Annotated in this window: 22 protein-coding genes and 1 tRNA gene; 6 read left to right on the top strand and 17 right to left on the bottom strand. The window is 70.4% G+C overall.

Features of this window, described 5'->3' with window-relative positions:
* Nucleotides 1-45: 45 nt before the first annotated feature.
* Nucleotides 46-507, bottom strand: coding sequence for an HU family DNA-binding protein (locus tag ASC67_RS07355; RefSeq protein WP_056317211.1), 462 nt, complete (start codon nucleotides 505-507; stop codon nucleotides 46-48).
* Nucleotides 508-711: 204 nt separating this feature from the next.
* On the opposite strand from ASC67_RS07355, the gene ASC67_RS07350 reads away from it, so the two are divergent.
* Entirely contained in the window at nucleotides 712-1,053 is a 342-nt protein-coding gene (locus ASC67_RS07350; RefSeq protein ID WP_056317208.1) for a hypothetical protein, read from the top strand.
* 242 nt (nucleotides 1,054-1,295) lie between these two features.
* On the opposite strand, the gene ASC67_RS07345 is transcribed toward ASC67_RS07350, so the two are convergent.
* The 8 genes from ASC67_RS07345 to hemC form a co-directional block, all read right to left on the bottom strand.
* Nucleotides 1,296-1,694: a cupin domain-containing protein gene (locus ASC67_RS07345; protein ID WP_056317204.1), complete on the bottom strand. Its 399-nt coding sequence runs from the start codon at nucleotides 1,692-1,694 to the stop codon at nucleotides 1,296-1,298.
* Between the two features lie 49 nt (nucleotides 1,695-1,743).
* The gene (locus tag ASC67_RS07340) at nucleotides 1,744-2,952 is read right to left on the bottom strand and encodes an NAD(P)/FAD-dependent oxidoreductase (protein WP_056317196.1); all 1,209 of its coding nucleotides are present in this window, start codon (nucleotides 2,950-2,952) and stop codon (nucleotides 1,744-1,746) included.
* Nucleotides 2,953-3,079: 127 nt separating this feature from the next.
* Nucleotides 3,080-3,634, bottom strand: coding sequence for an Rrf2 family transcriptional regulator (locus tag ASC67_RS07335; RefSeq protein ID WP_056317192.1), 555 nt, complete (start codon nucleotides 3,632-3,634; stop codon nucleotides 3,080-3,082).
* 243 nt (nucleotides 3,635-3,877) lie between these two features.
* Nucleotides 3,878-3,954: transfer RNA gene (locus ASC67_RS07330), tRNA-Arg, on the bottom strand.
* 38 nt (nucleotides 3,955-3,992) lie between these two features.
* Entirely contained in the window at nucleotides 3,993-5,240 is a 1,248-nt protein-coding gene (locus ASC67_RS07325) for a heme biosynthesis HemY N-terminal domain-containing protein (RefSeq protein ID WP_056317189.1), read from the bottom strand.
* Nucleotides 5,241-5,255: 15 nt separating this feature from the next.
* The gene (locus ASC67_RS07320; protein ID WP_056318250.1) at nucleotides 5,256-6,275 is read right to left on the bottom strand and encodes a uroporphyrinogen-III C-methyltransferase; all 1,020 of its coding nucleotides are present in this window, start codon (nucleotides 6,273-6,275) and stop codon (nucleotides 5,256-5,258) included.
* Between the two features lie 116 nt (nucleotides 6,276-6,391).
* A complete protein-coding gene (locus ASC67_RS07315; protein WP_056317187.1) occupies nucleotides 6,392-7,219 on the bottom strand; it encodes a uroporphyrinogen-III synthase in 828 nt (275 codons plus the stop codon).
* A 29-nt stretch (nucleotides 7,220-7,248) separates the two neighbouring features.
* Complete coding sequence (gene hemC / locus ASC67_RS07310; RefSeq protein WP_056317184.1) at nucleotides 7,249-8,202, bottom strand: hydroxymethylbilane synthase; 954 nt, start codon at nucleotides 8,200-8,202, stop codon at nucleotides 7,249-7,251.
* Between the two features lie 120 nt (nucleotides 8,203-8,322).
* On the opposite strand from hemC, the gene ppc reads away from it, so the two are divergent.
* Complete coding sequence (gene ppc, locus ASC67_RS07305) at nucleotides 8,323-11,127, top strand: phosphoenolpyruvate carboxylase (RefSeq protein ID WP_056317181.1); 2,805 nt, start codon at nucleotides 8,323-8,325, stop codon at nucleotides 11,125-11,127.
* 9 nt (nucleotides 11,128-11,136) lie between these two features.
* On the opposite strand, the gene ASC67_RS07300 is transcribed toward ppc, so the two are convergent.
* Together ASC67_RS07300 and ASC67_RS07295 are read right to left on the bottom strand one after the other, a co-directional pair.
* Entirely contained in the window at nucleotides 11,137-12,006 is an 870-nt protein-coding gene (locus ASC67_RS07300; RefSeq protein ID WP_082535867.1) for a ZIP family metal transporter, read from the bottom strand.
* A 111-nt stretch (nucleotides 12,007-12,117) separates the two neighbouring features.
* Nucleotides 12,118-12,990, bottom strand: a complete 873-nt coding sequence (locus ASC67_RS07295) for a dienelactone hydrolase family protein (protein WP_056317179.1) — start codon at nucleotides 12,988-12,990, stop codon at nucleotides 12,118-12,120.
* Nucleotides 12,991-13,088: 98 nt separating this feature from the next.
* On the opposite strand from ASC67_RS07295, the gene ASC67_RS07290 reads away from it, so the two are divergent.
* The gene (locus ASC67_RS07290) at nucleotides 13,089-14,627 is read left to right on the top strand and encodes a Ppx/GppA phosphatase family protein (RefSeq protein ID WP_056317176.1); all 1,539 of its coding nucleotides are present in this window, start codon (nucleotides 13,089-13,091) and stop codon (nucleotides 14,625-14,627) included.
* Nucleotides 14,628-14,658: 31 nt separating this feature from the next.
* Here ASC67_RS07290 and ASC67_RS07285 read toward each other — a convergent pair whose 3' ends face one another.
* The 3 genes from ASC67_RS07285 to ASC67_RS07275 all read right to left on the bottom strand — a co-directional run bounded on the left by ASC67_RS07285 (nucleotide 14,659) and on the right by ASC67_RS07275 (nucleotide 18,500).
* Nucleotides 14,659-15,120, bottom strand: coding sequence for a histidine phosphatase family protein (locus ASC67_RS07285; RefSeq protein ID WP_056317173.1), 462 nt, complete (start codon nucleotides 15,118-15,120; stop codon nucleotides 14,659-14,661).
* Between the two features lie 20 nt (nucleotides 15,121-15,140).
* Entirely contained in the window at nucleotides 15,141-17,243 is a 2,103-nt protein-coding gene (ppk1, locus tag ASC67_RS07280) for a polyphosphate kinase 1 (protein ID WP_056317170.1), read from the bottom strand.
* A 153-nt stretch (nucleotides 17,244-17,396) separates the two neighbouring features.
* Nucleotides 17,397-18,500 carry a porin gene (locus ASC67_RS07275; protein WP_056317167.1) on the bottom strand — a complete coding sequence of 368 codons (1,104 nt, stop codon included), beginning with the start codon at nucleotides 18,498-18,500 and terminating at the stop codon, nucleotides 17,397-17,399.
* 490 nt (nucleotides 18,501-18,990) lie between these two features.
* On the opposite strand from ASC67_RS07275, the gene ASC67_RS07270 reads away from it, so the two are divergent.
* Nucleotides 18,991-19,659, top strand: a complete 669-nt coding sequence (locus ASC67_RS07270; protein ID WP_235566253.1) for an OmpW family protein — start codon at nucleotides 18,991-18,993, stop codon at nucleotides 19,657-19,659.
* Between the two features lie 11 nt (nucleotides 19,660-19,670).
* Here ASC67_RS07270 and ASC67_RS07265 read toward each other — a convergent pair whose 3' ends face one another.
* The gene (locus tag ASC67_RS07265) at nucleotides 19,671-20,741 is read right to left on the bottom strand and encodes a glycosyltransferase family 1 protein (protein WP_056317162.1); all 1,071 of its coding nucleotides are present in this window, start codon (nucleotides 20,739-20,741) and stop codon (nucleotides 19,671-19,673) included.
* The gene (locus ASC67_RS07260) at nucleotides 20,738-21,583 is read right to left on the bottom strand and encodes a UDP-2,3-diacylglucosamine diphosphatase (RefSeq protein ID WP_056318240.1); all 846 of its coding nucleotides are present in this window, start codon (nucleotides 21,581-21,583) and stop codon (nucleotides 20,738-20,740) included. The genes ASC67_RS07265 and ASC67_RS07260 overlap by 4 nt, the downstream gene beginning before the upstream one ends.
* Before the next feature lie 217 nt (nucleotides 21,584-21,800).
* Here ASC67_RS07260 and ASC67_RS07255 point away from each other — a divergent pair, with 217 nt between their 5' ends.
* Nucleotides 21,801-22,793, top strand: coding sequence for a YncE family protein (locus ASC67_RS07255; protein WP_056317160.1), 993 nt, complete (start codon nucleotides 21,801-21,803; stop codon nucleotides 22,791-22,793).
* Nucleotides 22,794-22,851: 58 nt separating this feature from the next.
* Nucleotides 22,852-23,373 carry an SRPBCC family protein gene (locus tag ASC67_RS07250; RefSeq protein WP_056317157.1) on the top strand — a complete coding sequence of 174 codons (522 nt, stop codon included), beginning with the start codon at nucleotides 22,852-22,854 and terminating at the stop codon, nucleotides 23,371-23,373.
* A gap of 46 nt (nucleotides 23,374-23,419) precedes the next feature.
* Here ASC67_RS07250 and ASC67_RS07245 read toward each other — a convergent pair whose 3' ends face one another.
* On the bottom strand, nucleotides 23,420-24,430 hold the full coding sequence (locus ASC67_RS07245; RefSeq protein WP_056317155.1) for an inorganic phosphate transporter: 1,011 nt from the start codon (nucleotides 24,428-24,430) through the stop codon (nucleotides 23,420-23,422).
* Between the last annotated feature and the right edge of the window lie 4 nt (nucleotides 24,431-24,434).

The raw sequence follows: 24,434 nt of genomic DNA, 5'->3' as shown, positions 1-24,434 counted from the left end.
GCGCCCCGGAAGGCGCACACCGACCTTTCAGCTCAGGGCTTCAGGTCAGAGCGCCGCGTCCTTGAGCTTCTTCAGCGAGCGGACCTTGATCTTCACGGTCGCCGGCTTGGCCGCGAACACGCGCTCGACCTTGGTGAACGGGTCGATGCCGGTGCGCTTCTTCTTGGCCGGCACGTTGATGACGTTGACCTTCAGCAGACCCGGCAGCGTGAACGAGCCCAGGCCCTTCTTGTGCACGGACGCCAGCATCGTGGCCTCGAGCGAGGCGAGCACGGCCTTGACCGCCTTGGGCTCGACGGCCGACGCCGCGGCCAAGTGGGCGACCAGTTGGCTCTTGTTGAAGGCCGACTTGATCGGCTTGGAGGCGTCGATTGCCTTGGGCGCGGCGGCCTGGGCGGGCTTGGCCTTCTTGGCCGCGACGACCGGCTTCGCGAGGGCTTTCGCCGTCGAGGCCTTCACGGTCTTCTTCACCGCGGTCTTGGTCGTCGTCTTCTTTGCAGTTGCCATGGGGAGTCTGGAGTCCTGAAGTTGCGTGGTGGCCCGCGTTGGCAGGCCGACCGCATTGTCTGTCCTGACAGGACGTCGCAGACAGCGGCGCATCGGATCGCACCGGTCAGCTCCGTGGACACGGCATCATCGGCCGATGTCCGAAGCCGAAACCCGGTTCGTCGTCGATCTCGCGTCCGACGCACCACCGCCCTGAGTCTGGCCGTGTACGACGAGAACCAGACCTTCGTGCCCGAGTCCTTCTCGGCGCTCTACCTCGACGGCCGCAGGCGCCTGACCGTCACGAAGGCCGAGCTGGCGCAGCGCAGCGAGTTCTGCGAGGACCTGGCCAACGTGATGAGCGGCCACTGCTCGACCGTGCACTTCCGCGACGGGGTCGACGAAGCGACGGTGCTCGAGCGCTGCCTGGCCGGCCTGCGCCACGCGGAGTCCGGCGTCAGCGCCCAGGAGGCGTGCTGGGTCACCCGACGTACGGCAGAACTGCTGAGCTGGGAGTGGCCCGCCCACCTCGATGCGTCTGAAGAGCAGCACTTCGGCGAGATGTGAGATCGAACTCACGCCCCAGCGACGATCCAGCTCGGATGCAGGAACTTTTGCAGTAACTTGGCTTCGCCACATCGGAGAAACCGAGGAACCATGCGCCCTGCAAGGCGCATTGCGATCCTCCTCCTCTCCACCATCTACAGAGTCCAGGACTTCACGCCAAGTCCCCGACAAAGACAAAAGCCCTGGAGCGCCGATGCTCCAGGGCTTTTTTCATGCCCGGCCTTGCAGCCCTGGCGTCCCGTTCACTGGACCGGAACGACCGCCGGCGCGCCCTGGTCCTTCAGCAGGAACACGACGAACTTCGCCGGCTCGGTCTGGCTCGCATTGCGGCCCACGAGGTGGATGTCGTCCGGCGCTTCGTAGAAGCCTTGCCCGGGCTTGAGCGTCACCGCGGGGCCGCCTTTCACCTGCATCACGATCGCTCCCTCGAGCACGTAGACGAAGGCATGCGCGTTGTGCCGATGGATGTCGTCGGCGCCGCCCGGCGGGTACTTCACGGTGAGCACCAGCCCTTCCTTGCCGGCCAGGTCGGCCAGCGGCTTGGACATGACCTGCTCGACGTGGGCAGGCGGGGCTGCTTGAGACCACGGCGCAGCGAGCGCAACGCTGGTGAGCAGAAGGGAAGCGAGCATCTTCGTCATGAGGAACTCCAGGAGGAAATGAAAGGACTGCGCGACACACTGCTGCGCGTCATGGCACGATGACGTGGTCGGGGTTGGCGATCGCGAAGGCCGCCTCGCGATCCGCCTTGGGCGGATAGATCCACTGCGTGTTGATCGCCTGCTTCGTGGCCTTGCCGACCTCGCGGGTCAGCTTGATCTGGCGGTCCCAGCCTTCGGTGAAGATGGCGCCCCAGGGCCCGAGATCGAGACAGGTCACGTACTTCGGCTGGCTGTAAGGATGAGTCGGCAGGCCGACCAGTTCGGCGGCGGCGTTGTGGCCCGCAACGCGGCCCAGGCTCAGCGCGTGCTGGCAGGACATCGCCGCGTGGTGGCCTTCGTCGTCGGTGGCCGCCAACGCCACATCACCAGCGACGAACACGTCCTTGACGCTGCGGGCCCGCAGTTGCGGGTCGGCGTGCACCCGTCCGTAGCGATCGCGTTCGCCTTCGATCTGGGCGGCGAGCAGGTGGGCTCTGGCGCCGGCGGTCCAGACCACGGTGTGAGCCGGGATGCGCTCGCCGCTCGAGGTGGTCACGCCATCGGCGTCGATCGCCACGGCCCCCGCGGAGGTCATCACCTCGACGCCGCACTCGGCCAGGGCCGCCTCGATCACCGGCCGCGGCACCGGCCCGAGGTCCGGGCCGATGACCGGCGCCTGCTCCATCACCACGACACGGATCTTCGCGGCCGGACCCAGGATGTCGCGCAGCCGTCGCGGCATCTCGGCCACGGTCTCGATGCCGGTGAAGCCGCCGCCGGCCACCACGACCGTGTTGCGCGCGGCCGTCTCCGGCCGGTCGGCCAGCGAGCGCAGGTGAGCGTCCAGTGCCATCGCATGGGACAGTTGATCGACGTTGAAGCTGTGCTCGGCGAGCCCGGGCACGTCGGGCAGGAACAGCCGGCTGCCGGTCGCCAGCACGAAGCGGTCGTAGGGCTGCGTCGTGCGCTGGCCATCGGCGCCGTTCACCTCGACTTCGTGCCGGTCGGCATGGATGGCCTCGACCGTGCCGGCGACATGCCGGACACCCACCGCCGCGAACAACGGCGCAAGGTCCGGCGCCATGTCCTCGAACGCCGTTTCGTAGAGGCGCGGACGGATGTGCAGATGGGGCGTCGGCGACACCACGATGATCTTCACATCATCCTCCCGGTCGGCCAGCGACACGGCGCGGGCGGCGGATATCGCGGCCCATGTCCCGGCGAAACCCGAACCTGCGATCACGATCTTCTGGGTCATTTCATTGTTCCTTCAAGGTGGCTGGACGGCGGTGCCTGCCGTCACGGAGGCAGGCATGCGGCGGCGCTCCCGGTCGTCCAGCAGGCGACCGGGAACTGGCGTGTCGAACGGGAAGGGGTCGGTCAGGTCACGGGTCGTGATCGGGCCGTCGCGGTGCCATCTGCACGGTCCTGGCAGCGCCGCGCGACTCGCCTCGATCGCTCAGCCACGCCTGCACCTCCGGGCCGAAACGGGCCGGTGCCTTGCGGCCCAGCGTGAGAGCCAGGCTGGCGAGCGTTTCCTCCGCCAAGGCATCGCGCATCGATTTCTCCGCCCGCAGCATCACGGCATGGATGGCACAGACGCCGCTGGTCGCCCAGCGCGGCGCATCGCCCTCGAAGACGGCGCAACGGCCGCGGATCTCCTGGCAGTCGAACAGGGGCTTGTCGCCCTCGATCGCGTCCACGACGTCCAGCACCGTGATCTGCTCTGCGGGCCGGGCCAGGCGGTAGCCGCCGCGCACACCGGCGGCGGCCGCCACGATGCCGGCCTTCTCGAGCTTAGGAAAGATCTTGGCAACGAAGCTGGGCGACAGGCCCTGAAGCTCCGCCAGGTCGCGGCTGCTCGGCTGCTTTTCGCCGGCGTCCACCAGCCAGAGCAGGCAATGAAGACCGTATTCGACACTGCTGGTGAGGTGCGCCATAACGCAGACTATATTTGTCTGCGTTAATAGACGCAAGCGAAATCCGTCGCGGCGACCTGTGGGGTCGAACGGTCGATCCCTGCGCTTCGACGACAGGCCGATCGCAGCCAATTTTTCGGACTGATCGCCTGTTCAAGGCACGACGCAACGGCCACGGCGTCAAGCCCTGTCGCGCAAGCTCGCGCCAAAAAGAAAAACGGGCCAGCTCTTGTGAAGCTGACCCGTTGTTTCGTCGAGCGAATCTGGTGCGGCTGGCAGGAATCGAACCCACGACCCCTTGGTTCGTAGCCAAGTACTCTATCCAGCTGAGCTACAGCCGCATCAAGCCTCGCAGTTTAGCACGAAGCCTTTTCACGCCTCAACCAAGGGCCGCCGCCGCGCGGAAGCACTGCGCCGCGCGCTCTTCGTCGCGATCCTGCTCGGCCATCGTGGCCAGATGCAGCCAGGCCTCGCGGCGCACGGTCGGCGTCAGCGCCTCGTCACGTGCCGCCTGTTCCAGCAGGGCTCGAGCCTTGCCCCAGAGCTGGCGCGCCATCATCGCGCGCCCGACGCCATAGGCCAGCGCGCCTTCGCCCGGGCAGGTCTGCAGCGCGGCCTCCAGGCGCGGCAGCCATTCGGGGCCGATGCCGTCGACGGCGTCGGCCAGCGCAAAGGCCAGCGTGTCGCGTTCCTCGCGCGGCAAGGCCGCGACGCGGTCCCAGAACGGGCGCAGCCAGGCCCGCGCATCTTCGGTCGCTCCCAGCGCCACCAGTTGACGCGCCCCGTGGGCGGCCACCACCACATCGCGCCGGTCGGCCGCGTCGAACTCGCGCCAGACCCGCTGGGTCTGGTCGGTGTCGCGCGCCGTGTCGAGCGCCTCGACGGCCAGCGTGCGCATCAACCCCTGCGCGGCGGCCGGCGAGAAGCCCTGGTGCTTGGCGAGCAGGCGCGCCGTCTTCAGGGCCTCCAGCGGCTCCTGGGCCAGGCGCGCCGCCTTCAGCTTCAGGCGCAGCGCCTGGGTCCGCCGCGACACGCCGGGCGGCAGTTGCGACAGCAGTTCCAGCGTGCGGGCGGCATCGCGGTCGTCGAGCGCCCATTCGGCGGCCAGCAGCCGGGCGCCCTCTTCCGCCGGACGCGCAGCGGTGCTGCGGCGGGCCAGATCAAGGGCCTGCGCGAGCTGCTCGTCGCGCCGCGTGCGGTCCTGCAGGCGGTGCAGGCTGCCGGCAGCGAGCAAGTGCCCCAGCACGGTGAACTCGGTATCCTGACGCAATTCGGGCGTGTCGGCCTGGATCGCCACCGCCCGCTGCGCCGCCTTGTGGGCGCGCCCGTAGCGACCGCCGAAATACTGCGACAGTGCCTCGCGCAGCGCGCCCTGGGCAATGCGGTCGCGGCGCGACACGCGCCATTCGCGCGCGCGCTGCGGCAGCCCGATGAGCAGCCCGACCGCCTGGATCAGCGCGTTCAGCACCAGGCAAAGCCCGACCAGGATCACCATGAAGAGGTTGAACGACAGGTCGACGCGCCACGGCGCCCAATACAGCGTGACGAGGTTGTCGTTGCTGCCGAGCAGGCTGGCCGCCACCACGGCCACGATGGCCAGCAACAGCAACCAGATCACGTTGCGCATCGGAGCCGACGCCTCTCAGCGGCCCGCCGCCGCGGTCGTCAGCGCCGCCAGCGTGTCGTCGGGGCGCGGCACGCCCGCCTGGCGCGCCTGCGGGACCACACTGCGCAGGAGTTCGGTCAGCAGCTGCGTCTTGCGCGCACTGCGGTCGAAGTAGTTGTCGATGGCCGCGAGCGCGGCTTGCAGATCGGACTGCGCGGTGTCGAACTGGCGGCTCATCAGCGCCAGCCGCGCATTGAGCAGCCGGAGCTTGACGTTCTCGCGCAGGAAGAAACCCTGCTCGGGCGCCAGCAGCATGGCCTGCGGCTGGTCGATGCGCGTCACGCGCAGCAGGCTGCGCGTCTCTGCCCACAGGCCCTGCCACCAATCGCTCAGCTCCGCCCGCAAGCCACCGACCCGGGTCGCCGACGCCGCGGCACTGGCCGGCGACGGCGTGCCGCCGGCGCCGCCGCGCACGACCGCTCGCGGGGCCTTCGCCTCGACCAGGCGCTGCGGATCGAGCACCTGCAGGGGCGCCTCGTCGACCAGGCGCGCGGCCTCGTCGAGCTTGATCGCCAGCGAGGCGATGTCGGCCACGCTCACCGCCTTGACGCGATCGAGGTCGCGCGCGATCGCACGCCTCACCGACTCGAGCCGCGGCTGGCTGACGCGCGCGAGGCGCTCGTCGGCCGCCTTCAGCGCCGCCACCAGTGGCGCGGCACTGCCGGTGATGGCCGTCTGCTGCAACGCCACGCGGATGCCGGCATCGATGTCGACCACCAGGTTCTCGTCCCGTGCGCGCGACAGCGACTGGATCAGTTCCTCGAGCTGACCGCGCTGTGCGGTGATCTCGGCCAACCGGCTCTCCGTCAGCGTGACCTTGGCCACCGCGTCGCGCGACAGCTCCTGGGCCTGCTTGGCCAGCAGTTGTGCCTCGGTGGCCTGGCCGGCGCTGTCCTGCTGGCGTCGCACCAGTTCCTGCTCCAGCGTGTGCACCCGGCGCTGGCCATACCACGCCATCGACAGCGCGGTCACGCTGACCAGCAACAGCAGCAGCATCAGCCCGAACTGCAAGCGCCGCGACCGCGTCGAACGGGTCGCCGGCTGGACGACGACCGGCACGGGGTGCGGAGGAAGGGGCGCGGGCGGCGCGACAGGGGGCTCTGGGGACTCGCTCACGGTGCTGACGATTCTATCGGCCGCTCTCCATCGGACCGTGACACGCCGATCGCGGCGACCACCGCCTCCAGCGTCGGCGACGCCTCGATCACCCGGCCGAAGCCGGCGCTGCGCGCGCGCTGGGCGATGCGCGGGTGCGTCGCCAGCGCCTGCGCAGCCTGCCAGTCGGGCGCGGAGCCGGCCGCCGCGGTCAGCGCGTCGAGCTGGTCGATGGCCTCCGAGCTGCTGAACAGCCACAGGTGCTCGGCCGGGGCCGCCAGCGCTGCGGCCCACACCGCCTGCCCCGCTGGATCCAGCCGTGGCGGCACGCGGCGGTAGGCCGCCACGAGGTCGACGTGGGCCCCGGCGTCGCGCAGCACCTGCGACAGCCACTCGCGGCCCCGGCCCTGCGCTTCACCGTCGACGCTGCCGCGCACGATCAGCACCGAGCGGCCCTGCCACGGACCCAGCGGGCCGAGCACGGCCCACAGGGCCTCCGAATCGAAGCGCCCCGCATCGAGCGGCGGCTCGACGATCGCGCCCGGCGCCACGCCGGCCGCACGCAAGGCCGCGCTGGTGCCCGGCCCGGGGGACCCGAACCGCAACGCGGCCGGCCAATCGCCGCCGGCCGGCCGCTGCGCGAAGAACTGCGTCACCGCGTTCGGGCTCACGAACACCAGCAGGCTGCGTTGCGGCAACGTCTGCCATGCTGAGCGCACCGGCACCGGGTCGGCCGGCGCCTCGATCGCGATCAGCGGCAAGGCCGCGGCGACGACCCCGCGCTCGGCCAGCCGCGCCACCCACTCGCGCGCCTGCTCCTCGGGACGGGTGACGAGCACGCGCATGCGGCGGAGGCCCGTCGAAACGACGACGTTCAGAGCGCCGCCAACAGCGCGTCGCCGCCGCGCTGGCGCAGTTGCTGCGCCACCGCGAGGCCCAGCGCCTCGGCCGCGGCTGTGTCGGCCACGGCCGCGCCCGCCTCGGCGTGCACCAATGCGGACGCTGCCTCGGCCACGCTGCCCAGCGCCGCGCTCAGCACCAGCCGGCCGTCGGCCTGCCATTGCGCATGCGCCGCCAGCGGCATGCTGCAGCTGCCGCCCAGTGCCCGCGAGACGGCGCGCTCGGCATGCACCGCCAGCCAGCTCGGCTCGTGCGTCAGCGCGCGCAGCGCCGCCCACAGCGCGGGGTGGCGCTCGGGCGCATCGGCGCGCAGCTCGATGCCGAGCGCGCCCTGGCCGGCCGCGGGGATCATGACGTCGGGCTCGAACACGCTGCGGATGCGCTCGGCCAGGCCCAGGCGCTTCAGGCCGGCGGCGGCCAGCACGATGGCGTCGTACTGGCCCTCGTCGAGCTTGCGCAGGCGGGTGTCGAGGTTGCCGCGCAGCGGCTCGATGCGCAGGTCGGGCCGGCGGGCCCGCAACTGGCTGAGCCGCCGCAGGCTGGAGGTGCCGACCACTGCGCCGGCCGGCAGCGCGGCCAGGTCGGCGTAGCGTGGCGAGACCCAGGCGTCGCGCGGATCCTCGCGCTCCAGCACCGCAGCGAGCACGAAGCCGGACGGCAGGTCCATCGGCACGTCCTTCAGCGAATGCACGGCGAGGTGGGCGTCGCCGGCCTCCAGCGCGGTCTCGAGCTCCTTGACGAACAGGCCCTTGCCGCCGACCTTGCTGAGCGTGCGGTCCAGGATCTGGTCGCCGCGCGTCGTCATCCCCAGCAGCTCGACCGGCTCCACCAGGCGCGCGCCGAGCAGTGCGCGGACATGCTCGGCCTGCCACAGTGCCAGCCGGCTCTCGCGGGTCGCGATGACCCAGGCTTGTGTGCTCGCTTCCATGCGGGAATGCTAGCAGCGCGTCAGCCCGCCACACGGTCGCTGGCATGAGCGCTGCTAGCATCCTTTGCGCCTTCGGGCGCCGTCCTTCCCACCCGACCCCTTCCCGCCCACTCCCCGCCCATGGCCATCGCCAAGACCCCTCGCAGCGCCGACCGCAGCGCCGACAAGAACCGCCCGCTGATCGAGGACATCCGCCTGCTCGGGCGCATCCTGGGCGACGTGATCCGCGAACAGGAAGGCGCGCCGGCCTTCGAGCTGATCGAGCGCATCCGCCAGCTCGCCGTGGCCTACCGGCTCAAGCGCGACGCCCAGGCCGGCCGCGCACTCGACCGCCTGCTGAAGAACCTGTCGGTCGAGCAGGCGGTGTCGGTGGTGCGCGCCTTCAGCTACTTCTCCCACCTCGCCAACCTGGCCGAGGACCGCCACCACGTTCGGCGCCGCGAGCACCACGAGCAACTCGGCCACGTGCAGGAGGGCTCGCTGGCGATGAGCTTCGAGCGGCTCGCCAAGCGCGGCGTGCGCGCCACCGAGATCGCTGACCTGCTGGGCCACGCCTACCTGTCGCCGGTGCTTACCGCCCACCCGACCGAGGTGCAGCGCAAGAGCGTGCTCGACGCCGAGCGCGCGGTGGCCGAGCTGATCGGCGCGCGCGACACGCTGCCGACCGTGCGCGAGCGCGCCGCCAACGAGGCGATGCTGCGCGCCCGCGTCACGCAGCTGTGGCAGACGCGGCTGCTGCGCACCTCCAAGCTCAGCGTCGCCAACGAGATCGACAACGCGCTGTCCTACTACCAGAGCACCTTCCTGCGCCAGATCCCCAAGCTCTACGCCGAGCTCGAGGCGCTGCTGCCGGGCTTCGAGGTGGCACCGTTCTTTCGCATGGGCAACTGGATCGGCGGCGACCGCGACGGCAACCCCAACGTCACCGCCGAGACACTGCGCCTCGCGCTGGCGCGCCACAGCGAGACGGTGCTGCGCTTCTACCTGATCGAGGTGCACGAGCTGGGCGCCGAGCTCTCGATCTCGGCGCTGCTGGTGCAGGTCACGCCCGAGCTGCAGGCGCTGGCCGACCGCTCCGGCGACCACAACGCGCACCGGCTCGACGAGCCCTACCGCCGCGCACTGATCGGCGTGTACGCGCGCCTCGCCGGCACATTGACGGCGCTGACCGGCACCGAGGCGCTGCGCCACGCGGTCGCGCCGTCCACGCCCTATGCCACCGCCGAGGAACTGCTGGCCGACCTGCGCACCGTCGAGGCCTCGCTGGCCTCGCACCACGGCGCGGCGCTCGCCGCGGCGCGCCTCAAGCCGCTGATCCGCGCGGTGCAGGTGTTCGGCTTCCATCTCGCCACCGTCGACCTGCGCCAGAGCTCCGACCAGCACGAGGCGGTGCTCGCCGAGCTGATGGCCGGCGCCCGCATCGAGGCCGACTACGCCGCGATGCCCGAGGAGGCCAAGGTCGCGCTGCTGCTGGGCCTGCTGAACGACGCGCGCAGCCTGCAGGTGCGCGGCGCCGTCTACAGCGAGCGCACGCGCGGCGAGCTGGCGATCTTCGAGGCCGCACGCGAGGGCCGGGCCCTCTATGGCCACGCCGCGATCCGCCACTGCATCATCTCCCACACCGAGACGGTGAGCGACCTGCTGGAAGTGCTGGTGCTGCAGAAGGAGGCCGGTCTGCTGCAGGGCACGCTCGACACCGACGCGCGCTGCGACCTGATCGTGGTGCCGCTGTTCGAGACCATCACCGACCTGCGCCAGGCCGCGCCCATCATGCGCGAGTTCTACGCGCTGCCGGGCGTGCTGCCGCTGGTGCTGCGCAGCCGCGCCGATCAGTACTGCGAGCAGGACGTGATGCTCGGCTACTCCGACAGCAACAAGGACGGCGGCTTCTTCACCAGCAACTGGGAGCTCTACCGCGCCGAGACCGCGCTGGTCGAGCTGTTCGAGCCGCTCAAGCGCGAGCACGGCCTGACGCTGCGTCTGTTCCATGGCCGCGGCGGCACCGTCGGCCGCGGCGGCGGCCCGAGCTATCAGGCGATCCTGGCGCAACCGCCGGGCACCGTGAACGGCCAGATCCGCCTCACCGAGCAGGGCGAGGTGATCGCCTCGAAGTACGCCAACCCCGAGATCGGCCGACGCAACCTCGAGACCCTGGTGGCGGCGACGCTGGAGGCCACGCTGCTGCCGCCGAAGCGCCACGCGCCGAAGCTGTTCCTCGACACCGCCGACACGCTGTCGCAGCTCAGCATGGCGGCCTACCGCAAGCTGGTCTACGAGACCCCGGGCTTCGCCGACTACTTCTTCGCCGCCACGCCGATCCGCGAGATCGCCGAGCTCAACATCGGCTCGCGCCCGGCTTCGCGCAAGGCCACGCGCGCCATCGAGGACCTGCGCGCCATCCCGTGGGGCTTCAGCTGGGGCCAGTGCCGCGTCGCACTGCCGGGCTGGTACGGCTTCGGCTCGGCCGTCGAGGGCTTCCTGGGCGACGCACCGAAGCTGCGCAAGGAGCGCCTCGCGCTGCTGCAGCGCATGCACGCGCAATGGCCGTTCTTCGGCACGCTGCTGTCGAACATCGACATGGTGCTGGCCAAGAGCGACCTGGCGATCGCGACGCGCTATGTCGAGCTGGTGCCGGACAAGCGCGCCGCGAAGAAGATCTTCGCGGCGATCCAGTCGGAATGGCTGCGCACCGACGCCGTGCTGGCCGCCATCACCGGCGAGCCGCGCCGTCTGGCCGGCAATGCGGCGCTGGCGCGCTCGATCGAACACCGGCTGCCCTACATCGACCCGCTTAACCACCTGCAGGTCGAGTTGATGCGCCGCTATCGCGCACAGCAGGGGCGCGGCGAACTGCACGATCGCGTGCAGCGCGGCATCCACATGTCGATCAACGGCGTGGCGGCCGGGCTGCGCAACTCCGGCTGAGCCCGGGGCTCAGCGCGCCGGCTCGGCCGATCCGGCCGGGGACGGCGCGACGGCCGCCTCGTGCGCGTGCTCATGGGGCGCCTCGCCGCCAGCGTGGGCGTGTTCGTCCGTCAGCGTGGACATCAACGCCATCGTGCCCAGGCCGGCGGCCAGCCAGGCGAGCTGGGTCAGTGTCTCGCGCCAGGCCAGCCGGCGCTGCAGTTGCGGGATCAGATCGGCCACCGCGACGTAGATGAAGCTGCTGGAGGCGATCACCAGCAGATAGGGCACCCAGGGATCGAAGGGCTGGATCACGAAGTAGCCCAGCACGCCGCCGAGCACCGCCGCCAGCCCGGAGATCGCGTTGTAGAGCAGCGCACGGGCGCGCGAGAAGCCGGCGTTCAGCAACACCATGTAGTCGCCCACCTCCTGCGGGATCTCGTGGGCGATCACCGCCACCGCGGTGGCCACGCCCAGATGCGGGTCGGCGAGGAAGGCGGTGGCGATCAGCACGCCGTCGCAGAAGTTGTGGATGCTGTCGCCGAGCAGCACGCTCCAGCCGCCGCGGCCGGCCTGCTCGGCGTCGAAGTCGTGGTGGTGGTGGTGGCCGTCGCCCTCGTGGTGGTGGCTGTGGCGGTAGAGCTCGACCTTCTCGAGCAGGAAGAAGAACAGCAGGCCGCCGAGCAGCGTGGCGAACAGCGCCTGCGGCGAGCCGCCGGTCTCGAAGGCCTCGGGCAGCAGCTTGAGCAGCGCGGTGCCGAGCAGCACGCCGGCCGACAGGCTGACCAGGTGACGCACGATCAGCGACAGCACCGAGACCGTCAGGCCGGCCGCGATCACGACCGACAGCACGCCGCCGGCGAAGGTGGCCAGCACGATCCACAACAGGGTCATCGACATGTTCTTCTTTCTTCTCTCACTCTCGCTCGCTTCTCGGTCCGCAGTGTGCGTCGTCGGGCAAAACAAAGCCGCGCCCGAAGGCGCGGCTCACTCGATGCGTGGCGGCCGGGGTCAGGCCACGCCGTTCGCCCTGAACCAGGCCAGGCAGCGCTTCCAGCCGTCGTCGGCCGCCTCCTTGCGGTAGCTCGGCCGGTAATCGGCGTGGAAGGCGTGCGGCGCATCGGGGTAGACGACGAACGTGGACTGCTTCGCCGCGGCGTTCCCGGCCGCCAGGGCGGATTTCATCTTATCAACGGTGTCAAGCGGAATGCCGCCATCCTTCTCGCCGTAGAGGCCGAGCACCGGCCCGTTCAGCGTGCCGGCCACGTCCACCGGGTGCTTCGGCGCGAGCGGCGTGGCCTCGCCGACCAGGCGGCCGTACCATGCCACTCCGGCCTTCACCTGCGGGTTGTGCGCGGTGTAGAGCCAGGTGATGCGCCCGCCCCAGCAGAAGCCGGTGACGCCGAGCCTGGCGCGGTTGCCGCCGTTCGCGGCCGCCCACGCGACGGTGGCGTCGAGGTCCTGCATCGTCTCGGCGTCGCCCTTCTTCGACACGACCTCGGCGATCAGCTTCGGGATGTCGCTGTAGGCCTTGGCGTCGCCCTGGCGCACGAACATCTCGGGTGCGATCGCCAGATAGCCCTGCTTCGCGAAGCGCCGCGCCACGTCGGCGATGTGCTCGTGCACGCCGAAGATCTCGCTGATCACCAGCACGATGGGCAGGTCGCTCCGGCCGGCCGGAGCGGCGCGGTAGGCGGGCAGCGCGAAACCACCGACCGGGATGCTCACCGGTCCGGCCGTCAATCCGGCCGTGTCGGTGGTGATGGTCTGCGCCGACACCGGCAGCACCGCGGCGGCGAAACCCGAACCGAGCGAGGTGGCGACGAAATCGCGCCGGCTGAAATCACGCGTCGGGGTCAGGCTGTCGAGATCCTGCTTCAGCATCGTTCGCTCCAGTGTCGGGGTGCGGCGGATTCTAGGAAGAGGCTGCCGGCCCTGCCGCGGTGAGGGTAGCGTCACCGAATGCAGGGACAATCCCTGCCATGCCGACGAACGCCCTGCCCGAGTTCCCCGAAGCCGCCCAGCTGGCCGCCATCGACATCGGCTCCAACAGCTTCCGCCTCGAGATCGGCCAGTTGATCCGGGGCCGCTACAAGCGCATCGACTACCTGAAGGAGACCGTGCGCCTCGGTGGCGGGCTCGACGCCGACGGTCGGCTGAACGAGGAGGCCCAGCTGCGCGGCCTGGCCTGCCTGGCGCGCTTCGCGCTGCGGCTGCGCGGCTTCGCGCCGGCCCAGGTGCGCGCCGTGGCGACCCAGACGCTGCGCGAGGCCAGGAACCGCGACGCCTTCCTGGCGCGCGCGCGCACGGTGCTCGGCCACCCGATCGAAGTCATCTCGGGCCGCGAGGAGGCCCGCCTGATCTTCGCCGGCGTGGCGCGGCTGCAGCCCAGCGAGCGGCCGCGCATCGTGATCGACATCGGCGGCCGCTCCACCGAGATGATCCTCGGTCAGGGCCGCACACCGCGCCAGGCCGAGAGCTTCCAGGTCGGCAGCGTGAGCCTGTCGATGCGCTACTTCCCCGACGGCCGCTTCACTGCCGACGCCTTCCGTGCCGCGCAGGTGGCGGCCGGCGCCGAGCTCGAGGAAGCGCTGCAGCCCTTCGCACCGGGGCAGTGGATCGAGGCGCTGGGTTCCTCGGGCACGGTGGGCGCGGTGTCGCAGCTGCTGGCGGCCAACGGCATCAGCGATGGCGTCATCACGCCGGTGGGCCTGCGCTGGTGCATCGAGACCTGCCTCGCCGCCGGCCACCAGGACGCGCTGGACCTGCCGGGGCTCAAGCCCGAGCGCCGTGCGGTGCTGGGCGGCGGCCTGTCGATCCTCTACACGCTGGCGCTGCAGTTCGGCATCGACGCGCTGCAGCCCGCGCGCGGTGCCCTGCGCCAGGGCGTGCTGTTCGATTTGGCCGAGCGCCTGGAGGCGGCGCAGGCCCCGACCCGCCAGACGCACCGGCAGGACATGCGCGACACCTCGGTTCACGAACTGCAGCGCCGCTTCGGCAGCGACCTCGCCCAGGCCGCGCGCGTGCAGCGCCTGGCCGGCGCGCTGTACCGGAGCACCACCACGCCGCGCAACGGCCATACCGAGACCGCGCGCGAGCTGGCCTGGGCCGCCGCGCTGCACGAGGTCGGCATGTCGGTGTCGCACCACGACCACCACCGCCACAGCGCCTACCTGCTGGCGCATGTGGACGCGCCGGGCTTCTCGCAGAGTCAGCAGCGGCGTGTGGCCGAGCTGGTGCTCGGCCACCGCGGCAGCCTGCGCAAGCTCGACAGCACGCTGGAGCAGGAAGCCACGCTGTGGCCGGTGCTCAGCCTGCGTCTCGCCGCGCTGCTGTGCCATGCGCGCAACGACGTGCCGGAGCGGGTGGTGGCGCTGCGGCGCACCGACGACGGCGCGCAACTCCGCATCGACCGTGCCTGGGCCGACGGCCACCCCCGCACCATGCACCTGCTGGGCGAGGAGGTGCGCGCCTGGGAACGGGCCGGCCGCCTGAAGCTGGCGGTCCGCACGGACGGCTGAGCGCCGCCGCGGCGAAAGCCGCTGGGCTCGCTCAGAGCAGATCGGGCCCCTGCACCGCCTGCAGCACGACCTGCACCACGCCTTCTCGTTCACGGTGCCGCAGCCACCAGACGGCGCCCTTGCGGATCGACCAGTAGCGCTCGGTATCGGCCAGCAGCCGCGCGGCCACGAAGCCCAGCGTCGGCTGGTGGCCGATCACCAGCACCGGTTCGTTCGAGTCCGGCCAGCGTGCCGCGGCCAGCAGGCCGTCGGGCGTGCCCTCGGGCGCGAGCGCCGCCACGGTCTTGAAGCTGCGGTCGAGCGCACGCGCCGTCTGCTGGGCCCGCAGCGCCGGGCTGACCAACACGCGCGTCGATTCGGCCATGCGCTGGTTCAGCCACTCGGCCATGCGCTGCGCCTGCCGCTCGCCCTTGGCGGTGAGCGCCCGCTGGGCATCGGCCTGCCCCTCGCGCAGCAGATGCGCTTCGGCGTGGCGCCAGAGGATCAGGTCCATGCCGCGTCCGGGGCCGGCGCTCAGTCCGGGTGGTAGCGCGTCATCAGCGCCTGCTGGGCGCTGGGCCCGTCGGTGCCGATGCGCTCGTAGCGGCCGTCGGCGAGCTGGCGCCAGGCATCGCGGCGGTCGTGCAGATAGGGCAGCAGGCACTCGTCGATCACGCGCTGGCGGGCCCGCGCATCGCGCACCGGCCAGGCCACCTCGATGCGGCGCAGCATGTTGCGCGTCATCCAGTCGGCGCTCGACAGGTAGAGCACCTCGTCGTCGTCCGTCGGACCCCAGCGGAAGTACAGGATGCGGGTGTGCTCGAGGAAGCGCCCCACCACCGAGCGCACGCGGACGCGTTCGGTGAACCCCGGCAGCCCCGGCGGCAGCATGCAGGCGCCGCGCACGACGAGGTCGATCTCGACGCCGGCCTGGGAGGCCTCGGCCAGCGCCAGCATCAGCGCCTCGTCGGTGAGCGAGTTGATCTTCACGACGATGCGCGCGGCCTGGCCGCCACGCGCCGCCTCTGTGCAGCGCTGGATGAAGCGCAGCATCTGACGGTGCAGGCTGCTCGGCGCGAGCAGCAGCTGCTTCGGCGCCTTGCCGCGCGTCAGGCTCGCGAGCTGCTGGAACACCAGGTCGATGTCGGCGGTCAGTTCGGCATCGGCCGTCAGGCAGCCGACGTCGGTGTACAGGCGCGCCGTCCGGGGGTTGTAGTTGCCGGTCGACAGGTGGCCGTAGCGGCGCAGCAGCGGCCCGCGAGCGCCTGCTTCGCGGCGCGTGATCAGCAGCAGCTTGGCGTGCGTCTTCAGGCCGACGATGCCATACACCACCTGCGCACCGACCGCCTCCAGCCGCTCGGCCCAGTTGATGTTGGCCTCCTCGTCGAAGCGCGCCTTCAGCTCCACGACCGCCATCACCTCCTTGCCGCGCCGCGCCGCCTCGAGCAGCAGGTCCATCAGGACCGACTGCGCGCCGGTGCGGTAGATGGTCTGCTTGATCGCCAGCACATCGGGGTCGTGCACCGCCTCGCGCAGCAGTTGCACCACCGGCTCGAAGCTCTCGAAGGGGTGGTGCATCAGCACGTCACCCTCGCGCAGGCGCTCGAACATCGAACCCTGCGCGCCCTCGCCGCGCGGCAGGCCCTTCGGCCAGGCCCACTCGTAGGACGGGAAGCGCAGGTCGTCGGCATCGGCCTGATCGATCAGCTGGTTCAGCCGCACCAGGTTCACCGGCCCGTTGACGTGGTAGAGCGCGGCGTCGGGCAGGCCGAACTGCTGCAGAAGGAACTCGCTCAGTTCCTCGGGGCAGGTGGCCACCACCTCGAGCCGGATCGCCTGGCCGAAGTGGCGCGTCGACAGCGAGGAACGCAGCGCCTGGCGCAGGTTGATCACGTCGTCGTCGACGTCGAGGTCGGAGTCGCGCGTCACGCGGAACTGCGAAAAGGCCTCGACGGTGCGGCCGGGGAACAGTTCCTCGAGGTGGGCGCGGATCACGCTGGACAGCATCACGAAAGCCTGCCGCCCGGGCGCCAGCGGCTCGGGCAGGCGGATCACGCGCGGCAGCACGCGAGGCACCTTCACGATGGCGATCGAGTTGTCGCGCCCGAAGGCGTCGCGCCCGCCGAGCTTGACGATGAAGTTGAGCGACTTGTTCGCCACCTGCGGGAAGGGGTGGGCCGGATCCAGGCCGACCGGCACCAGCAGCGGTCGCACCTGGCGCTGGAAGAAGCCGTCGACCCAGCGGCGCTGCGCGGCGTCGCGCTCGGCATGGTTGAGCACCACGATGCCCTGGCGCTGCAGGGCCGGCATCACCACCTCGTTGAAGGCGGCGTACTGCGCGTCGATCAGCGCGTGGGCCGCGGCGGCCACCTCCGCCATCTCGCGCGAGGTGATGCCCGAGCCGGGCAGTCGCGAGGCCTCCAGGTAGTCGGCGAAACGCACTTCGAAGAACTCGTCCATGTTGGACGAGACGATGCACACATAGCGCAGCCGCTCCAGCAACGGCACATCCTCGCGCAGGGCCTGGGCCAGCACGCGACGGTTGAACTCCAGGATGGCCTGCTCACGGTTGAGCAGCGGAGGTGGGGGCGGGGGCAGGACCGCCGGTTCGACGGCAGACTTCGGAAGAGCGCTCATTTCAAGAGTCTATGAAAGACATGAGGCAGATTCGTGACAGTCCCGTGTCCCGCGCCGGTAGAACCCGGCCTGCGGCCCCCGGCCAACAAAAAAGGGGCTGCGGATGCAGCCCCTCGACAGGACCCCGACGCATCGGGGTGCTCACACGATCGATCAGAAGTCGTGCTTGATGCCGATGCCCAGGATCTTGGTCTTCTCGCCGGGGATCGGGCCACGGTCCGCGGCGATCGACAGGGCGGGGTTCGCGCCGGTGTCGACATCCGCGTACACGAACTGCGCGTACAGGGTCGTGCGCTTCGACAGGGCGTAGTCGTTGCTGATCACGAGGTCCTTGGTCTTGCCGTCGAACACATCGTCGTCGCCCATGTAGACGGCGACCGTCAGCGTGTTCTGCGGGTTCCAGGCCCAGTCCCCGCCGACGCCGAAGTAATCGGAGTCGGAGATCTTGGCGCCCGCCGCATCGTCGGTCTCGGCCTTCGCGTAGTACACCTTGCCGGTCAGCGCGCCGAACGGAACCGCGAGGCCGAGGGAGAAGCGCTTGCTTTCCGCGTCGCCCGAGGCGATGCCCTTGATCTGCTGGTACGTGCTCGACACGGTCACAGGACCAGCGTACGTGACACCCACGGCCACGGTGCTGCCCTCCGAACCGCCACCCGCCACCTCACCGAAGCCATAGCCGGCACGCAGCGTGACCGGGCCGAAGGCGTTGGTGTACGAGATCATGTTGCCATTGAAGATCCCGAGGAAGTTGTTCCCGGTGACGCCGTTGCCCGCCGGGTTCTGCGACAGGGCGTAGGGCAGCAGGGTCGAGAACGACTCCTTGAAACCGCGCGGGTCGGTGCCCAGGTCGGCCAGGATCGCCGGGCTGTACTGGCGGCCCAGCAGCACGGTGCCCCAGTCGCCCGCGAGGCCGACGTTGGCCTGACGACCGAAGAGCTGCAGTCCGCCGCCGAAGCGCGTGCCACCCGTGCTGCCGTCGAAGTCGCCTTCGAGGTTGAACACGGCCTTCAGGCCACCGCCGAGATCTTCATTGCCCTTGAAGCCCCAGATGCTCGGCAGGATGCCGCCGTTGGCCAGGGACGTGCGCGAGCTGTCGCCGGTGCCGGTCGCGACCTTGTCCTGGTACTCGACGCCGGTGTCGATGCGGCCATAGATCGTCACGTTGCTTTGGGCACTGGCCACGCCGGCCGTCGCCAGCACGGCGCCAGCGATGAGCGAGCGTTTGACAAGGGTGTGAGCCGTCGTCTTTTTCGTCATGGTGTCTCCTCGTTATGGGAAGGTCTTGGATCAGTTTCGACATGTCGCGGCCAAAACCGCAGGTGATAGCGCGCAATCGCTATGCCAGTTGCTCAACCCACGCTGAAGAGGCCGGTCTGCGCCGCAATGGCGCAGACGAAGGGCCGAATGAGCAGCCCGAAGCCCGGAAACAAGGGATAACACCAAGGGGGGTCGCAAGCATGTGTTCCCGCCGCCCATGACACATTTCCGTTCCACCTGTCACACAGTGATCGGTGGGTGGAACAACCGTTCAGCCCTCTCGGCTGCTGCTGCCGAGTGCGATGCGTGGCCCGCTGAAGCGTCCTGCAAGCGGAGCGACAGGCTGCCCGGTCACCCTTCGGCTGGGCCGACAGCTTCCCCTATCATCTGCCGGCTTCGGCCGCGCCGGAGCAGCGGCGGGAGGCCGCGGGCGTGCTGTCACCCGCCCTGATTCGTCAAGGGAACTGCAACAACAAGATCGGAGCGTCCGTTGAAACTCGAGACCCAAGGCCGCATCGGCCGTGCCCTTGTCGTGGCCGGCCTGCTAGGCAGCATGGCGACCACCACCCTCGCGGCCGACGAAGACTGGCGCCTGCGCATCGGCCCCGGCCGCATCGCCTTCGACGAACGGATCACCCTGAGCATCGGCGGCGCGCCGGTCCCCGGCGCCGGCGCCAAGCTGTCGGACGACACGACGCTGCTGGCCGAGATCGGCTACCGCTTCACGCCCGAATGGTCGGCCGGCCTGACCGTCGGCATCCCGCCCACTACCGACATCGACGGCACCGGCAGCGCCGCGGCCTTCGGGCGGTTGGGGGAGATGAAGTACGGGCCGCTGGCGCTGACCGCGCAGTACCAGTTCAACGCCGGCGGGACGCTGCAGCCCTATGTCGGCGCCGGTGCGGTGTACTACCTCGTGATGGACGAGAAGGACGGCTCGGTCGCGCGGCTCTCGGTCGACAACGCCTGGGGTTCGGTGCTGCAGGCCGGCATCGACTACAAGCTCTCGCCCACGCTGGGCCTGTTCGTCGACGTGAAGAAGCTCTTCCTCAAGACCACCGCCAGCGGCACCCTGCCGGCGCTCGGTGGAGCCCCTGTCACCGCCGATGCGAAGCTCGATCCGCTGGTGATCCAGGCCGGGCTGCTGCTGCAGTTCTGACGGAACGGAGCTCAGGCCCGCTGGGCCGGAGCGACGGCATTCACAGCGTCGGGTGATGCGGCGTCCGGCCGCATCCGCGCCTGCCGGTGGGCCGGCACCAGCAGGCTGATGAACTGCTCGCACACCGAGGACCAGTCGAACTGCAGGGCGCGCGCCCGGGCGCCTTCCCGCGGCAGCTCCATCGCGCGCAGCGCGGCGGTGCGCAGGTCCTCGTGCAGCACGCCGCCGCGCGAGTCGCCCACCACGTCCAGCGGGCCGGCGACCGGGTAGGCCGCGACCGGCGTGCCGCAGGCCATGGCCTCGAGCATCACCAGCCCGAAGGTCTCGGAACGGCTCGGGAACACGAACACATCGGCCGCGCTGTAGATCGCCGGCAGCGACGTGCGCGGCACCAGGCCGCGCCAGTGCACCTGCGGGTACTGGCGCCGCAGCGTCGCCTCGACCGGCCCCACGCCGTAGACGAGCTTGCTGCCGGGCAGGTCGAGTTGCAGGAAGGCCTCGAGGTTCTTCTCGTACGACACCCGTCCGACATACAGGAAGATCGGGCGCGGCAGATCGAACTCGCTGCCCGCCACCGGCGAGAACAGGCGCAGGTCGACGCCGTGCGACCAGGCCCGCAGCTTCGGGAAGCGGTAGCTCTCGAGCAGGCGCCGCATGCCGTCCGACGGCACCATTACGCCGCTCGACGCGCCGTGGAAATGCCGGAACCACGCGTAGCCCCAAGCCGTGGGCACGTGCAGCGCCTTGGCCAGGATGTCGGGGAAGCGGGTGTGGAAGGCCGTGGTGAAGGCCAGGCCGCGCCGCAGGCAGTGCCGGCGCGCCGCGCCGCCGAGCGGCCCTTCGGTGGCGATGTGGATCGCATCGGCGCTGGCCGCGTCAATGCGGCGCGCCACCTCGGCGCCGGGGCGCCACGCCAGCTCGATCTCGCGGTAGCCGGGGCAGGCGAAGCGGCGGAAGCCCGAGGGGTCGATCACCTCGACCTCGTGCCCGCGCTGGCGCAGGCCGTCCACCAGTTCGACCAGCGTCGTGACGACTCCATTCACCTGCGGGTGCCAGGCGTCGGTGACCAGCAGCAGCTTCATGCGCCGACCCCCGCCGCCGCAGGCCCGGTGCTCACCACGGCCTGCGCCGAGGCCTTGGCGCCCCACGCGGCGCGATCACCCCAGTCCAGGATCTCGAGCCGGCCGTCGACATGCTCGACGAGCGCGGTGAGGCTCTCGACCCAGTCGCCGTCGTTGGCGTAGAGGATGCCGTCGATGTCGCGCAGCTCCGCGTGGTGGATGTGGCCGCAGACCACGCCCTGCACGCCGCGCCGGCGCGCCTCGCGCGCGACCGCCTGCTCGAAGTCGCCGATGAAGCTGACCGCGCGCTTGACCTTGAGCTTCAGGTACTTCGACAGGCTCCAGTACGGCAGCCCGAGCCGGGCGCGCAGCGAATTGAAGTGCCGGTTCAGCCGCAGCGTGAACTCGTAGGCCGAGTCACCCACGTAGGCCAGCCACTTGGCGCACTGGATCACGCCGTCGAAGTAGTCGCCGTGGGTGATCCACAGCTGCCGGCCGTCGACGGTGGTGTGGACGCAGTCGTCCACCACCTCGATGCCGCCGAAGCTGTGGCCCAGGTACTTGCGCGCGAACTCGTCGTGGTTGCCGGGCACGAACACCACGCGGGTGCCCTTGCGCGCCTTGCGCAGCAGCTTCTGCACCACGTCGTTGTGCGCCTGCGGCCAGTACCAGCTTCGCCGCAGCTGCCAGCCGTCGATGATGTCGCCGACGAGGTAGAGGTGACGGCTGTCGACGGTCTTCAGGAAGTCGAGCAGCGCGGCCGCCTGGCAGCCCGGCGTGCCCAGGTGCACGTCGGAGATCCAGACGCTGCGGACCTGCAACCGCCCCTCCCCTTCATCATCCGACGAAGGCAGTGTCGCCATGGGCGAGAGGCGCGAGGCGACCGACTCGGCCGCCAGGCGCGTGCCCATGGTTCGAAAGGAAAGAGACGCCCATCGCATGGACCGCCATGGTCACGCCGGCCGATGACGCGCCGGCGTCCGGCGCATGACGTTTCGATGACCGCCCGGCCGCCGACAGCCCTTCGGCGCGGCAGGACTTTGACCGGGCGACGGCGGCGAGCGTTGGTATCGTCCCGCCATGTCATTCCCTTTCCGGCCTGCGGCGACCCCCGAACCGCGCACGATCGCGCTGCTGGCGCTGCTGATGCTGGCAACGGCCGCCCCCGCCGCGCCCTATGCCTACATCACCAACCAGGGCGACCACAGCGTGTCGGTGATCGACCTGGCGACCGACCGCGTGACGGCGACCATCCCGGTCGCCCGCTCGCCGGCCGGCGTGGTGGCGGTCGGGCGGGTCGGCAAGGTGTTCGTCACCGCGCCGGACAGCAATGCCGTATCGGTGATCGACATGCGCACGCAGCGCGTGATCGACACGCTGCCGGCCGGCCAGGGCGCGGTCGGCATCGATGCCTCGGCCGACGGGCGGCGCGTCTACGTGGCCGACTGGTTCGGCCGGCACCTGCTGGGCTTCGACACCACCACGCACCAGGAAACCCTGCGCGTGCCGCTGGGCCGCGCGCCGGCCGGCGTGGCGGTAGCGGCCGACGGCGCGACCGTCTACGTGGCCGAGCGCGACGACAACCTCGTGGCGCTGGTCGACGTGGCCAGCGCCACCGTGCGGGCCCGGGTGCCGGTCGGCGAACACCCCTTCGCACTGCTGTTCGATGCCGCGCGCCAGCGGCTGTATGCGTTGAACGTCTACAGCGACGACCTGACGGCCATCGACGTGCGCGACGCCGCGGCGCCGCGCGTCGCCGGTCGCGTGAAGGTGGGCAAGGCGCCCTACGGCGCCGCACTGGCGCAGGGCGGCCGGCGCCTGTACGTCACCAATCAGCGCGACGACACGGTGTCGGTGGTCGATCCCGACACACTCACGCTGGTACAGACCCTGACGGGCTTCGGCTACCCGGAAGGCGTAGCCTCCTCAGGCGACCACGTGCTGGTGGTGAACTGGATGGATGAGAATGTTTCGGTGCTCGATGCGGCCACCGGACAACTCTTGCGCCGCGTGAACACCGGCAGCAACCCGCGCGGCTTCGGCGCCTTCGTCGGTGCACCGGTCGCACCCTGATTCGATGCAGGGCTCCCGCCCTGCGCCTTGTGTTCCCCCAACAGACAGGAGACTTTCGATGTTTTCACGGTGGCTCGCCCTCGCGGCACTGACACTGGCTTCCAGCGTGGCGCTCGCCCACGGCCCGACACGTCAGAAGGTGGTCGAGAAGATCACGATCGACGCGCCGGCCGATGCGGTGTGGGCGCAGATCAAGGACTTCGACGCGCTCGCGAAGTGGCACCCCGCCGTGGCCGAGAGCCCGGCCGACAAGGGCAACACCGAAGGCTCGGTGCGCACCGTCAAGATCAAGGGCGGCGGCAGCCTCGTCGAGTCGCTCGAGCGCTACAACGCGGAAGGCAGGAGCTACACCTACCGCGCCAAGGACGGCGGCGCGCTGCCGGTCACCAACTACACCTCGACCCTCACCGTCAGCGGCGACGGCGCCAAGAGCACCGTCGAGTGGCGCGGTGCGTTCTACCGCGGCTTCCCGAACAACGATCCGCCGCCGGACCAGAACGACGAGGCGGCCGTCAAGGCCGTGACCGGCGTCTACCAGTCCGGGCTCGCGAACCTGAAGAAGCTGGTCGAGAAGAAGTAGTGAGCGCTGGAGATGCGGCGCGCGCTGCGGGCCGCGCTGCGTCAGCTCAGAACACCAGCAGGCTCAGCCCGTAGAACACCGCTGCGATCAGCGCCGAGGCGGGGATCGTGAAGATCCAGGCCCAGACGATCCGCCCCGCAATGCCCCAGCGCACCGCCGACAGGCGGTGCGTGGAGCCCACCCCGACGATCGCGCCGGTGATGGTGTGCGTGGTCGACACCGGGATGCCCAGCCCGGTGGCGAGGAACAGCGTGATCGCCCCGCCGGTCTCGGCGCAGAAGCCGCCCACCGGCTTGAGCTTGGTGATCTTCTGCCCCATCGTCTTGACGATGCGCCAGCCGCCGAACATGGTGCCGAGCGCGATCGCGATGTAGCAGGACCAGATCGCCCACCACGGCGGCGATGTGTCACTGGCCGCCGCGTAGCCCGAGGCGATCAGCAGCATCCAGATGATGCCGATGGTCTTCTGCGCATCGTTGCCGCCATGGCCCAGGCTGTACATGCCGGCCGACACCAGCTGGGCGCGGCGGAACCAGCGGTCGATGCGCAGCGGCGTCTTGCCGCGGAACAGCCAGGCCACCGCGACCATCAGGCCCGAGCCCAGCACGAAGCCGAGCAGCGGCGAGACGAGGATGAAGGCGACCGTCTTCAGCACGCCCGCCAGCACCAGTGCATCGGGGCCGGCCTTCGCGATCACCGCCCCGACGATGCCGCCGATCAGTGCGTGCGAGCTCGACGACGGGATGCCGTAGTACCAGGTGATCAGGTTCCAGGCGATCGCCCCGACCAACGCGCCGAACACCACGTTCGGGTCGACGATGCCCGGCTGCACGATGCCCTTGCCGACGGTGGCCGCCACCGACAGGTGGAAGACGAAGATCGCGATGAAGTTGAAGGCGGCCGCGAACACCACCGCCTGCTGCGGCTTGAGCACGCCGGTCGAGACGACGGTGGCGATCGAGTTCGCCGCGTCGTGGAAGCCGTTCATGAAGTCGAACGCGATCGCCAGAAGAACCAGCAATGCGACGACCCAGAAGCTGATTTGGACCGCCTCCACGGAC

The sequence above is a fragment of the Methylibium sp. Root1272 genome (assembly GCF_001425905.1).
Taxonomy (GTDB): Bacteria; Pseudomonadota; Gammaproteobacteria; order Burkholderiales; family Burkholderiaceae_C; genus Methylibium.
The sequence above is the reverse complement of the archived record's forward strand: the minus strand, read 5'-3'. Positions and strand labels throughout refer to the sequence as shown.

Coding starts and splice junctions, on each gene's coding strand:
- ASC67_RS07275 (WP_056317167.1), bottom strand. CDS start 18,500: ATGACGAAAAAGACGACGGCTCACACCCTTGTCAAACGCTCGCTCATC.
- ASC67_RS07300 (WP_082535867.1), bottom strand. CDS start 12,006: ATGTCGATGACCCTGTTGTGGATCGTGCTGGCCACCTTCGCCGGCGGC.
- ppk1 (WP_056317170.1), bottom strand. CDS start 17,243: ATGAGCGCTCTTCCGAAGTCTGCCGTCGAACCGGCGGTCCTGCCCCCG.
- ASC67_RS07345 (WP_056317204.1), bottom strand. CDS start 1,694: ATGACGAAGATGCTCGCTTCCCTTCTGCTCACCAGCGTTGCGCTCGCT.
- ASC67_RS07265 (WP_056317162.1), bottom strand. CDS start 20,741: ATGAAGCTGCTGCTGGTCACCGACGCCTGGCACCCGCAGGTGAATGGA.
- ASC67_RS07320 (WP_056318250.1), bottom strand. CDS start 6,275: ATGCTGCTGCTGTTGCTGGTCAGCGTGACCGCGCTGTCGATGGCGTGG.
- ASC67_RS07285 (WP_056317173.1), bottom strand. CDS start 15,120: ATGGACCTGATCCTCTGGCGCCACGCCGAAGCGCATCTGCTGCGCGAG.
- ASC67_RS07295 (WP_056317179.1), bottom strand. CDS start 12,990: ATGCTGAAGCAGGATCTCGACAGCCTGACCCCGACGCGTGATTTCAGC.
- ppc (WP_056317181.1), top strand. CDS start 8,323: ATGGCCATCGCCAAGACCCCTCGCAGCGCCGACCGCAGCGCCGACAAG.
- ASC67_RS07260 (WP_056318240.1), bottom strand. CDS start 21,583: ATGGCGACACTGCCTTCGTCGGATGATGAAGGGGAGGGGCGGTTGCAG.
- ASC67_RS07250 (WP_056317157.1), top strand. CDS start 22,852: ATGTTTTCACGGTGGCTCGCCCTCGCGGCACTGACACTGGCTTCCAGC.
- ASC67_RS07315 (WP_056317187.1), bottom strand. CDS start 7,219: ATGCGCGTGCTCGTCACCCGTCCCGAGGAGCAGGCGCGCGAGTGGGTG.
- ASC67_RS07335 (WP_056317192.1), bottom strand. CDS start 3,634: ATGGCGCACCTCACCAGCAGTGTCGAATACGGTCTTCATTGCCTGCTC.
- ASC67_RS07325 (WP_056317189.1), bottom strand. CDS start 5,240: ATGCGCAACGTGATCTGGTTGCTGTTGCTGGCCATCGTGGCCGTGGTG.
- ASC67_RS07340 (WP_056317196.1), bottom strand. CDS start 2,952: ATGACCCAGAAGATCGTGATCGCAGGTTCGGGTTTCGCCGGGACATGG.
- hemC (WP_056317184.1), bottom strand. CDS start 8,202: ATGGAAGCGAGCACACAAGCCTGGGTCATCGCGACCCGCGAGAGCCGG.
- ASC67_RS07355 (WP_056317211.1), bottom strand. CDS start 507: ATGGCAACTGCAAAGAAGACGACGACCAAGACCGCGGTGAAGAAGACC.
- ASC67_RS07290 (WP_056317176.1), top strand. CDS start 13,089: ATGCCGACGAACGCCCTGCCCGAGTTCCCCGAAGCCGCCCAGCTGGCC.
- ASC67_RS07255 (WP_056317160.1), top strand. CDS start 21,801: ATGTCATTCCCTTTCCGGCCTGCGGCGACCCCCGAACCGCGCACGATC.